The organism is Sphingobium sp. TomTYG65, from assembly GCF_055395525.1.
The window spans coordinates 2,794,736-2,805,813 of the sequence record NZ_AP027330.1 but is presented as its reverse complement, the minus strand read 5'-3'; the positions used below and the strand labels follow the sequence as shown (position 1 = coordinate 2,805,813).

The 11,078-nt window shown below is 62.7% G+C and carries 12 protein-coding genes and 1 riboswitch; of the genes, 9 read left to right on the top strand and 3 right to left on the bottom strand.

Annotated features, from left to right (window positions below; translation table 11 throughout):
- Positions 1 to 433: 433 nt before the first annotated feature.
- Entirely contained in the window at positions 434 to 697 is a 264-nt protein-coding gene (gene rpsT, locus ACZ5Y5_RS13880; protein WP_464809176.1) for a 30S ribosomal protein S20, read from the bottom strand.
- A 117-nt stretch (positions 698 to 814) separates the two neighbouring features.
- On the bottom strand, positions 815 to 1,627 hold the full coding sequence (gene mutM, locus ACZ5Y5_RS13875; RefSeq protein ID WP_464809175.1) for a bifunctional DNA-formamidopyrimidine glycosylase/DNA-(apurinic or apyrimidinic site) lyase: 813 nt from the start codon (positions 1,625 to 1,627) through the stop codon (positions 815 to 817).
- Positions 1,628 to 1,815: 188 nt separating this feature from the next.
- Between mutM and ACZ5Y5_RS13870 the strand changes: the two genes are divergently transcribed.
- The 6 genes from ACZ5Y5_RS13870 (at position 1,816) to ACZ5Y5_RS13845 (ending at position 6,960) form a co-directional block, all read left to right on the top strand.
- Positions 1,816 to 2,547: a class I SAM-dependent methyltransferase gene (locus ACZ5Y5_RS13870; protein WP_464809174.1), complete on the top strand. Its 732-nt coding sequence runs from the start codon at positions 1,816 to 1,818 to the stop codon at positions 2,545 to 2,547.
- Positions 2,548 to 2,627: 80 nt separating this feature from the next.
- Positions 2,628 to 4,169, top strand: a complete 1,542-nt coding sequence (gene ubiB, locus ACZ5Y5_RS13865; protein ID WP_464809173.1) for a 2-polyprenylphenol 6-hydroxylase — start codon at positions 2,628 to 2,630, stop codon at positions 4,167 to 4,169.
- A complete protein-coding gene (gene coaBC / locus ACZ5Y5_RS13860) occupies positions 4,166 to 5,389 on the top strand; it encodes a bifunctional phosphopantothenoylcysteine decarboxylase/phosphopantothenate--cysteine ligase CoaBC (RefSeq protein WP_464809172.1) in 1,224 nt (407 codons plus the stop codon). Before ubiB ends, coaBC begins: the two co-directional genes overlap by 4 nt.
- The gene (gene dut / locus ACZ5Y5_RS13855) at positions 5,364 to 5,828 is read left to right on the top strand and encodes a dUTP diphosphatase (protein WP_464809171.1); all 465 of its coding nucleotides are present in this window, start codon (positions 5,364 to 5,366) and stop codon (positions 5,826 to 5,828) included. The genes coaBC and dut overlap by 26 nt, the downstream gene beginning before the upstream one ends.
- Complete coding sequence (locus tag ACZ5Y5_RS13850; protein ID WP_464809170.1) at positions 5,825 to 6,607, top strand: HesA/MoeB/ThiF family protein; 783 nt, start codon at positions 5,825 to 5,827, stop codon at positions 6,605 to 6,607. Before dut ends, ACZ5Y5_RS13850 begins: the two co-directional genes overlap by 4 nt.
- The gene (locus ACZ5Y5_RS13845; protein WP_464809169.1) at positions 6,595 to 6,960 is read left to right on the top strand and encodes a DsrE family protein; all 366 of its coding nucleotides are present in this window, start codon (positions 6,595 to 6,597) and stop codon (positions 6,958 to 6,960) included. Before ACZ5Y5_RS13850 ends, ACZ5Y5_RS13845 begins: the two co-directional genes overlap by 13 nt.
- A 183-nt stretch (positions 6,961 to 7,143) precedes the next feature.
- Here ACZ5Y5_RS13845 and ACZ5Y5_RS13840 read toward each other — a convergent pair whose 3' ends face one another.
- Positions 7,144 to 7,581 (bottom strand): ExbD/TolR family protein, encoded by a 438-nt coding sequence (locus ACZ5Y5_RS13840; RefSeq protein ID WP_464809168.1) that lies wholly within the window; start codon positions 7,579 to 7,581, stop codon positions 7,144 to 7,146.
- Positions 7,582 to 7,744: 163 nt separating this feature from the next.
- On the opposite strand from ACZ5Y5_RS13840, the gene thrS reads away from it, so the two are divergent.
- From thrS to ACZ5Y5_RS13825, 3 genes are all read left to right on the top strand, one after another.
- Positions 7,745 to 9,727, top strand: coding sequence for a threonine--tRNA ligase (thrS, locus tag ACZ5Y5_RS13835; RefSeq protein WP_464809167.1), 1,983 nt, complete (start codon positions 7,745 to 7,747; stop codon positions 9,725 to 9,727).
- A gap of 127 nt (positions 9,728 to 9,854) precedes the next feature.
- Positions 9,855 to 10,388 carry a translation initiation factor IF-3 gene (infC, locus tag ACZ5Y5_RS13830; protein WP_242128796.1) on the top strand — a complete coding sequence of 178 codons (534 nt, stop codon included), beginning with the start codon at positions 9,855 to 9,857 and terminating at the stop codon, positions 10,386 to 10,388.
- Between the two features lie 101 nt (positions 10,389 to 10,489).
- Positions 10,490 to 10,571: riboswitch (ZMP/ZTP riboswitch) on the top strand.
- A gap of 17 nt (positions 10,572 to 10,588) precedes the next feature.
- On the top strand, positions 10,589 to 11,077 hold the full coding sequence (locus ACZ5Y5_RS13825; RefSeq protein ID WP_464809166.1) for a protein tyrosine phosphatase family protein: 489 nt from the start codon (positions 10,589 to 10,591) through the stop codon (positions 11,075 to 11,077).
- The last annotated feature ends 1 nt before the right edge of the window (position 11,078 follow it).

Here is an 11,078-nt window from a genome sequence, read left to right as displayed (position 1 = left end):
AAACAGTCGACCCCCATCAACTGTGCCCCTGATGGACAGGAGCTATCAGACACAGAGAACCGCTTGGAAAAGCGAAGGCTTCCCCACGAAAACTGTGCCAAACAACCCAATGACGATCGCCGAGATTCGATTCGAGTGGCGATCAGAGAGTTGAAAATAGACAGGCATTCTCCGCCGGATCAAGGGCAGGGCAGGTCAAAAATGTGAAATAAAGGCGTTGACTCGGAAAACCGGGAGAAACGGCGAGATTGCCATTTTACACATATTTTTCAATGACTTACAAAATGTACGGTAAGGGCCTGTTTAGCCCGAATCGTGAGGAAATCGCGGAAATGCGCGAGTCTCCGTTACGGCCGCGTGACGGAATCATGAAAAAACCCGCCCCGCAGAGCGGGACGGGTCTTCAACCTGTTTGACGATCGAGTAGTGCGGCTCAGGCGAGCGCGCTGACGCGCTTCGTCAGGCGACCGAACTTACGGGCCGCAGTATTCTTGTGCACGACGCCGCGCGCAACGCCGCGAGCGAGTTCGGGCTGGACCGTCTGCAGCGCCGCAGCCGCAGCCGCCTTGTCGCCAGCGGCGAGAGCGGTTTCGACCTTCTTCACCAGGGTGCGGATCCGGCTGATGCGGGCGCCGTTGATTTCGGCACGGCGTGCGTTGCGGCGGATGCGCTTCTTGGCTTGCGGCGTATTGGCCATTTACAGTCCTCGGTTCTCGTCAAATCTCGTGAAAGGACCGGCAGGAATCGCCAGCCAGCCCCGTGAAGGTGCGCCCCTTACAGGGGATAGGGCGAAGCGTCAACGGTCAGCGGCGCGCTATTTCTGGCATTTCGGGCAATAGAAGGTGGACCGTCCGCCATCCACGCGCCGCCGGATCACGCCGCCACAGGCGCAGCTTTCCCCCTCCCGCCCATAGACGCGCCACTGTTTGGAAAAATAGCCAAGCTCCCCATCAGGCCGGGCATAATCGCGTAGCGTCGAACCGCCAGCCGCTATGGCCGCGGTCAAGACTTCGCGAATCGCATCGGCCAGCAATGTGAGGCGCGCCCGGCTGATCCGTCCCGCCTCCCGCATCGGCGAAATCTTGGCCATGTTGAGCGCTTCGCAGACATAGATGTTGCCAAGTCCTGCGACGACGCGCTGGTCGAGCAGCGCAGCCTTGATCGAAGTCGCCTTGCCCTTGAGCACATCGGCCAGATAGGCGGCGGAGAAATCAGCGCCTAGCGGTTCCGGACCCATGCGGGTGAAGGGCGCATAAGCCTGCCAGGCGTCGCTGCGGACTAGGTCGAGCGAGCCGAAGCGGCGCGGATCATTAAGCGAAAGCAGGCGGCCGCCGCCCGTTTCGATCAGCAGATGATCATGCGCACCGATCTCCGCCGGGTCGATTCGCCAACGCCCCGACATGCCCAGGTGGAAGATCAGCGTATCGCCGCGATCAGTTTCGATGAGTCCATATTTGGCACGGCGGGAGAGAGAGGTGACAGTCGCGCCGGTCAGCCGCTGCCGCAGGTCCACCGGGATCGGGAAGCGCAGGTCCGCCCGGCGCGGCTCGACGCGGGTGAGGACGGCGCCCTCCAGAACCGAGCGCAGGCCCGCCACGGTGGTTTCGACTTCGGGCAGTTCGGGCATTCAGGTGATCCTGCTGTGATGGGCGTTCGGCATGTCGTTTCTCGACCTTGGCCTGTCCTGAGCGCCTGTTGCAGACAGACAGTCGAAGGGCTCGAAAGGAACGGAAGATAATCGCTGGCAGAGGCTGAACATTTTCGCTGATCTGGGGTGTTTCCTCCGGACATGCAAATGCTCTAGGAGGCTCGACCATGAACGACACCGCTTCTTTCGGCTATCGCGATGTGGATGCTTCTGAAAAGCAGGGGATGGTCCGCGCCGTCTTTTCCAACGTCGCGTCCAAATATGACCTGATGAACGACGCCATGTCCGCAGGCGCACACCGGCTGTGGAAGGACCAGTTTGTGGGCCGGGTGAAACCGCGCAAGGACGAAGCGATCCTGGACATGGCGGGTGGAACGGGCGACATCGCCTTCCGCATGCACAGACATGGCGCGCGGGTCACGGTGTCCGACATCAACCCCGAAATGCTGGCCGTCGGCGTCGAGCGTGCGAAGAAGAAGGGTTTCGAAGGGCTGATCTGGTCGGAGCAGAATGCGGAGGAGCTGACTTTCAAGGACCGCAGCTTCGATGCCTATACGATCGCCTTCGGCATCCGAAATGTGACGCATATCGACAAGGCGCTGCGCGAGGCGCATCGGGTGCTGAAGTTCGGCGGGCGTTTCTTCTGCCTGGAATTTTCGACGACCACCTGGCCCGGTTTTTCCGATGTGTATGACCTCTATTCGCACCGGCTCGTGCCCAAGCTCGGCAAGCTGTTGGCGGATGACGAGGACAGCTATCGTTACCTGATCGAATCGATCCGCCGTTTTCCCCCTATGCCGGAATTTGAACGGATGATCCGCGAGGCCGGGTTCGTACAGACGAAGGTGGAGCCGATCCTGGGCGGATTGGTGGCGATCCATTCGGGGTGGAAGATTTGATGGCGACACTGCAAGCCCACCCTTCAAAGCAGTCACGCGCCTGCTTTGAACCTCTCCCGCCCGCGGGAGGGAAGTAAGTAGTGCCCTCTCACATCACGCATATCTGGCGGCTGCTGAAATGGGGCCGAACGCTGGCGCGGCATGGGGCGTTGCGGGGGATCGAGCGTGATCCGCTGACGCCAACGGCAGTGCGGAGGCTGGTGCGGGTAGCGCGGGTGGGCGCGCGCGTGCCCCAACAGCCACGCTATGCCGATGCGTTTCAGGCGATCGGCCCGGCGGCGATCAAGCTGGGACAGACGCTGGCGACCCGGCCCGATCTGGTGGGTGAGCAGGCGGCGGATGATCTGCTGCGCCTGCAGGATGCGCTGCCCCCTGTACCCTTTCCGATCGTCCGGGCGCAGATCGAACAGAGCTTCGGACGGCCGCTGGAGAGCATCTACCGCAGTTTCGATGAGACGCCGGTGGGCGCCGCTTCGATCGCGCAGGTCCATCGCGCCATCACCCTAGACGGCCGCGACGTTGCGGTGAAGGTGATCCGCCCGGGTGTCACCGATCAGTTCAATCGCGATATCCAGACCTATGAATGGGCGGCCGCGCATATGGAGATGCTGGGCGGCGAGGCCGCGCGGCTGCGGCCCCGGCTGGTGATCGCCAACATGAAACGCTGGACCGCGCGCGAGCTGGACTTGCGGCGCGAGGCGGCTTCGGCTTCCGAACTGGCCGAGGCGATGGAGGCGATGCCCGGATATCGCGTGCCGCAGATCGACTGGGATCGCACGACCGGCAAGGTCATGACGATGGAGTGGATCGACGGCATCAAGATTTCCGATCGGGACGCCGTGATCGCTGCTGGCCATGATGTGAAGGAGATTGCGGCGCGGCTGGTCAACGCTTTCCTGCGGCAGGCGATTGCCGAGGGCTTTTTCCATGCAGACATGCATCAGGGCAATCTGTTCGTCACCGCCAATGGCGATATCGTGGCGATCGATTTTGGCATCATGGGCCGGATCGATCGGCGCGCGCGCATGTGGTTGGCGGAGATTCTCTACGGCCTGATCACCGGCAACTACAAGCGCGTGGCCGAGATCCATTTCGAGGCGCAATATGTGCCGGGCCATCACAATGTCGAGGAATTCGCGACCGCCCTGCGCGCGGTCGGCGAGCCGATGCGCGGCAAGCCCGTGCGCGAGTTGTCCGTGGGCGGCATGCTGGACGGGCTGTTCGCGATCACCCGCGATTTCGATATGCAGACGCAGCCGCATCTGCTGCTGCTGCAAAAGACGATGGTGATGGTGGAAGGCGTGGCGACCGCGCTCGACCCCGACATCAACCTGTGGGAAACGAGCGGCCCCTATGTGAGGGAATGGCTGCGCGCGGAACTTGGGCCCGAAGCCAAGGCGGCCGATGCGCTGATTGAAAATTGGCGGACACTGCAAAGGCTTCCGGGTCTGGTCCGGCGGATCGAAGAGGCTTTCCCTGAGAAGGGCGGCGCGCCCCCTCCTCCGCCGCTGAGTGAAGTGAGGCTGATCCGCATCGGCGGCGGGTGGCGCTATGCCGTGGTCGCCGGGGTTGCTGCAGTGGCTGGAGCGGTCGTTACGGCGCTGCTACATCTGCAACTATGACTCAGCGACGCGTCCTCCTTATCGTCTCCGGCGGCATTGCAGCCTACAAGTCGCTGGAGCTGGTGCGGTTGCTGAAGAAGCGCGGTATCGCGGTGCGCGCGGTGCTGACGGACAGCGCGACCAAGTTCGTGACCCCTCTGGCCTTCGGCGTGCTGACGGAGGATCATGTCTATGGCGACATGTTCGACCTAAAGGAAGAGCGTGAGATCGGGCATATCCAACTGAGCCGCCAAGCCGACCTGGTGGTCGTGGCGCCTGCGACCGCGAATATCCTGGCGAAGATGGCGAACGGCATTGCCGACGATCTGGCGACGACGCTGCTGCTGGCAACGGACAAGCCTGTGCTAGCAGTGCCTGCGATGAATGTCCGCATGTGGCATCATCCGGCGACGCAGCGGAACCTAGCGCAGCTACGTGCCGATGGCGTGCGGGTGATGGAACCCGATGATGGCGAGATGGCTTGCGGGGAATATGGCAAAGGACGGTTGCCTGAACCGGAGGCGATTGCCGGGGAGATTGCGCGGTTACTCCAAACTCCGGTCGCTTTGAGCGAAGGGAAGGGAGGTGGATTGAAGGGGCGTCACATCCTCGTGACCGCCGGGCCGACGCATGAGCCGATCGATCCGGTGCGCTACATCGCCAACCGCTCGTCGGGGAAACAGGGCTTCGCCATCGCCGCTGCCGCTGCAAAGGCGGGCGCGCGCGTGACGCTGGTGGCGGGGCCGGTGCATTTGCCGACGCCCGCGGGGGTGAACCGGATCGATGTGGAAAGCGCACGGGAGATGCTGGCGGCCGTCGAGGCTGCCTTGCCCGCCGACGCGGCTCTCATGGTCGCGGCGGTAGCGGACTGGCGCACGGCGGATGCTTCGGGGCAGAAGCTGAAGAAGGACGGGTCAGGTAAGCCTGCGCCGCTCACGCTGGTCGAAAACCCCGACATTCTTGCGACATTGGGCAATCATGGTCAGCGGCCTGCCCTGCTGATCGGCTTTGCGGCCGAAACCGAAAAGGTCGCCGAACATGCGCGGGCCAAGCTGGCGCGCAAGGGGGCCGACTGGATCATCGCCAATGACGTGTCTGGAGACGTGATGGGCGGCGACAGCAACAGCGTGCATATCGTCACCGCTCAGGGCGTTGAAAGCTGGGAGCATCTGCCCAAGGACGCCGTCGCAACGCGCATTATCGAAAAGGTCGCCAATGCCCTTCCACCTCACGCCGATTGAAATTCGTCTGAAGCGCCTGCCCCATGGCGAGGGGCTCCCCGTTCCCACCTATGCGACCGCGCACGCGGCGGGCATGGACGTCGTATCGGCGGAAGATGTGATCATCGTGCCGGGCGGGCGGCATGCGGTGGCGACCGGCTTCGCCATGGCCATCCCCGAAGGCTATGAGGTGCAGGTGCGACCCCGCTCCGGCCTGGCTCTGAAACATGGGATCAGCCTGCCCAATACCCCCGGCACTATCGATGCGGACTATCGGGGAGAGTTGAAGGTCATCTTGATCAATCTGGGCACAGAGCCCTTCGTCATCGCGCGTGGCGACCGGATCGCACAACTGGTTGCCGCGCCGGTGCAGATGGCGCGCTTTGCCGAGGTCGAGGAACTGGACGAGACGGTGCGGGGTTCCGGTGGTTTCGGATCGACCGGAGTGACGTCATCATGACCCCTGCCCCGCTGACGCTCTCCGACGAGCAGCTGGAACGCTATGCGCGCCATATTGTGCTCAAGGAGATTGGCGGGGCTGGCCAGGCGCGGCTGTTGTCGGCCGATGTGGCGGTGATCGGCGCTGGCGGGATCGGGAGCCCTGCGATCCTTTATCTGGCGGCGGCAGGCGTTGGCACGATCCGCGTCATCGACGATGATCATGTCGCGCTGTCCAACCTGCAGCGGCAGGTGCTGTTCGGTACTGAGGATATCGGCGCGGCCAAGGCGGAAAGCGCCATGGCGGCGGTGGCGCGGATCAATCCCGACGTGAAGCTGATCCCGATCAACGCGCGGATAGATGCGGACAATGCCGCGCTGATGCTGCGCGACGCCGATGTAGTGCTGGACGGGTGCGACAGTTTCGCGACCCGACTGGCGGTGGCCGATTGCGCGCAGCGGCTGCGTATCCCGCTTGTGTCGGCGGCGGTGGGACCGTTCGAGGGACAACTCGCCACCTATCGCGGATGGGAAAGTGGACAGCCCTGCTATCGCTGCTTGGTGGGCGATCCGCAGGACGCGCCGGAGCGCAACTGCGCGGAAACCGGTGTGATCGGTGCGCTGACGGGTGTCATGGGAAGCCTCGCCGCGCTGGAAGTGATCCGCGCGCTGGTGCCCTTTGGTGCGGACATGGCGGGCAAGCTGCTGCTCGCCGACCTGTTAGCGATGCGCTTTCGCACCGTCGCGGTGGCAAAGGACCCCGCCTGCACCGCATGCGCCGCAGAGCTATGCGCGAACTGAGAATTGTCGTCGCCACCGCCGAGGCCGAACGGCTGCGCGGGGCGCTCATATTGGCGAGCGCGCAGGCGGCGCTGGGGGGCCGGGCGAGCATCTTTCTGCAACTCGATGGCGTGGCTTTGCTCGCGCCCGCGCTCAAAGCGCCCGGAGATGAGGCGCATGGCGCGGCTGGATTGCCGACGCTGGGCCAACTGATGGCGGAGGCGCTCGGGCTGGGCGTCGCCCTCCTCGCCTGTCAGAGCGGGATGGCCCTGCACGGCGTCAGCGCGGAGGATTTGCCAGAAGGCGTGACAGTAAGCGGCCCCATCGCCTTCCTGCAGGAAACGGGCGACGAGGCCCGCCTGCTGTTCGCCTGATCCAGCTTAGGGCGATAGCGCGCTCCAGGCTCCACTGCAGCGCCGATCGGCGGAGAGCGGGTGGGAGGAGAGCCAGGTCAACGCCCTTGCCTCCGCACCGCCTTCCTTCCCCCGATCCGTTCGGAGAAAGCGACCGTCCCGGGCGGCGGGTCAAGGAGGGTTCATGTGGGCGGCTGCCTGCCGTTAGAAGCGGGCGTAGCGTTCATTGCCGATGAAGCCGAGCTTCTTGACGCCGGCGCGGCGAACGTCCGCAAGCACTTCATCCACAGTAACATAGCGGGCCGCAGCGTCGGGCTGGAACTGTAGTTCAGGTTCGACAGGTAAGCGCAGCGATGCGGCGAGATATTGGCGCAAGGTCATGCGGTCGATCGCCGCGCCGTTCCAGCGAATGATGCCGTCGGCGTCGACGCCCAGCCTGTTCTTGATCGTGTCGATGCGCGGCTGGATCGTCTTTTCGGGCTTCTGAGGCAGATCGATGCCCACGCTATGCGTCTGGATCGGAATCGTGAGGATGAACATGATCAGCAGTACGAGCATCACATCGATCAGCGGCGTCGTGTTCATTTCACCCATCGGTTGTTCCGATTGCACATCGCCCGATTGCGCCAAGCTCAAAGCCATGAATCTCTCCTGTTGAATGTTATATCAACACATGAATGATGCCTTTAGTGGCCTGTCTTGGCAAGACCGCTTCTATTGACAGGCGGGGCCGCCCATTTATGGGGAAAGCGCGGTATTTTGCGCCGCTTCATCCACTCACAGAAAGATCCGACCCTTGTCCGCCATGATCAAGATCACCCTGCCCGACGGTTCCGTGCGTGAAGTCGCGCCCGGCACTACCCCGGCGGACATTGCGGCGGCGATCGGGCCGGGTTTGGCCAAGGCGGCCATTGCTGCCCGAGTCGATGGCGAGCTGCGCGACATCATGCGGCCGCTTGAGCAGGACTCGCAACTGGCGCTGGTGACGAGCAAGGATGAGGCGGACGCGCTGGAACTGGCCCGGCATGACTTTGCCCATGTGCTGGCCGAAGCGGTGCAGGCGTTGTTTCCTGGCACGCAAATCACTTTCGGCCCTTCGACGGACGACGGTTTCTATTATGATTTCGCGCCGAAGGACCGGCCTTTCACCGAAGAAGACCTGCCCGCGATCGAAGCGAAAATGCGCGAGATCATCGCTGCCAACAAGCCGCTGCGCCGGGAGGTGTGGAAGCGCGAGGACCTGATCGCGCGCTGGAAGGCCGAGGGCGAGACGTTCAAGGCCGAGTGGGCGGCCGAGCTTCCCGAAGGTGAGGAACTGACGGTTTACTGGTCGGGCGACGGATGGCTCGACATGTGCCGCGGGCCGCATCTCGCCTCGACGGGAAAGCTCGATCCGGCAGCGTTCAAGCTGACCCGCGTGTCGGGCGCCTATTGGCGCGGCGATCAGAAGAATGCGATGCTTTCGCGTGTTTACGGCACGGGCTGGCTGAACAAGAAGCAGCTCGATGCGCACCTCACGCGGCTGGAAGAAGCGGCCAAGCGCGACCATCGCAAGCTGGGCGCGGAGATGGACCTGTTCCACCTCCAGCAGGAAGCACATGGATCGGTCTTCTGGCATCCCAAGGGCTATCTGATCTGGCGCGAGCTGGAGGCTTATATGCGTCGCGCCATCGATGCGGCGGGCTATCGCGAAGTGAAGACACCGCAGGTCATGGACGCGCGCCAGTGGGAGCAGTCCGGCCATTGGGGCAAATATCGCGAAAATATGTTCGTCATCCCCGACGAAGTGCCGAACGTCGAGGATGAAGGCCCGCTGGTGTCGAACGATGCCGACTGGATGGCGCTGAAGCCCATGAACTGTCCGGCGCATATCCTGATCTTCAAGCAGGGAATCAAAAGCTATCGCGACCTGCCGCTGCGCTTCTACGAAAATGGCTGCTGCCATCGCAATGAGCCGCACGGCGCGCTGCACGGCCTGATGCGGGTGCGCCAGTTCACCCAGGACGACGCCCATATCTTCTGCCGCGAAGACCAGATCGTGGAGGAGGTTCGGGCTTTCTGCGCGCTCGCCGACCGGATCTACAAGGATTTCGGCTTCACCTATTCGATCAAGCTGGCGCTGCGTCCCGAGAAGCGCTTCGGCACCGAGGAAATGTGGGACAAGGCCGAGGAGGAGCTGCGCAATGCCGTGGCGGCGGCTGGCCTCGATACGCCGGAATATGGTTGGGAAGAGCTGCCGGGCGAAGGTGCCTTCTATGCGCCCAAGCTGGAATGGCATCTGACCGACGCGATCGGGCGGACCTGGCAGGTAGGTACGATCCAGTCGGACCGGGTTCTGCCTGAGCGACTCGACGCCTCCTACGTGGCCGAAGACGGCGAACGTCACCGTCCGGTCATGCTTCATCGCGCCATTTTCGGGTCCTATGAGCGGTTCATCGGCATCCTGATCGAACATTATGCGGGCAAATTCCCGCTGTGGCTCGCGCCGGTTCAGGCGGTGGTGGCGACCATCGTGTCGGACGCGGACGACTATGCCCACCAGCTTGTCGAGAGGCTGCGGGCCGCTGGCATTCGGGCGGAAATCGACGTGCGCAACGAGAAGATCAATTACAAGGTGCGCGAACATAGCCTTGGCAAAGTGCCGAATCTGCTGGTCGTGGGCCGTCGCGAGGCGGACGAAGGGACGGTGGCGCTGCGCGAACTTGGCAAGGAAGGGCAGAGCATCCTATCAGTCGAGGACATCATCGAACGTCTTGCAAAAGAAGCTCTCGCCCCCGATATGCGGTGAGGCAGTGATGCCACATGGGGTCGGCGAAACCGCAGATGCGGGCTTGCCGCCCCTTTCGGCTTTGCGCTAAAGGGCCGCCAGAGCCATTTTTGTAATTACCATAGGAGAAGCCGCTATACGTCCCCCAATGATGCGCCGCCCAATGGCGCCGCCGCCTAAGTCCGGTCCCCGTTACAATGAGTTCATCACGGTGCCCAAGGTACGCGTGATCGACGACGAAGGCGAAAATCTGGGCGTGATGTATACGCAGGAAGCCATCGAGCGCGCCTATGAGATCGGGCTGGACCTGGTCGAAGTGTCGCCGACCGCCGACCCGCCGGTCTGCAAGTTCCTGGACATCGGCAAATATAAGTACGAGGCGCAGAAAAAAGCGAACCTCGCGCGCAAGACCCAGAGGACGCAGGAGATCAAGGAGATCAAGATGCGTCCAAACATCGACGATCATGACTATGATACGAAGATGAAGAAGGTCCACGACTTCATCGGCGAAGGCGATAAGGTCAAGATCACGCTGCGCTTCCGCGGCCGCGAATTGTCGCACCAGCAGCTCGGCATGCAGCTGCTGCAGCGCGTCGCGGAAAATGTCGGCGAGATCGCCAAGGTCGAAGCCTATCCGCGCATGGAAGGCCGTCAGATGCTGATGGTGCTGGCGCCCAAATAAGCTTTAGCCCTTGAGCTATTCAATCGGGCGGGGTCTGGCGACAGACCCCGCCCGTTGTGTTTTGGCGTCCTTTACCCAGCAGCGGCTTTGGTTCATCATGCAGGGGTTCGCGCGACTGGCGAGACAAGGTGGAGCACCACCGGGGAGCGCGGACATGATGCGCCGTTCGCCTGGGCACCTTTCCAACGCGGAGCAGTGCCATGGCTGATAAGAACGAACCCACCGATATCATCATGTGGCGGCGGATTGATGATCGGCTGACCACCTCTGGCCAGCCGAATGAAGAGCAGCTGGTCGCGCTCGCTGGCCTGAACGTCACGCACGTCATCAACCTTGGCCTCCACAGCCATGAGAAGGCGCTGCCCGACGAAGCAGCAAGCGTGCGCAGGTTGGGCATGAACTACATCCACATTCCTGTCGCATTCGACGATCCCGCCGAGAGTGACTTCGAGCAGTTCCGGAAATGGATGGCGACGCTGACGGACGAGACAGTCCACATCCACTGCATTGCCAATTTGCGGGTTTCAGCCTTCCTCTACCGCTATAGACGAGAGATACTCGGCTGGGAGGAGGCTGATGCGCGCGCAGAGATGGAGCGGATTTGGCGGCCGGGCGGCGTCTGGGCTCAATTCATTGGCGATCTTTCGGAAGCAACCTTCCCACACCGCTTCGCCGGGCGAGACTATTGAT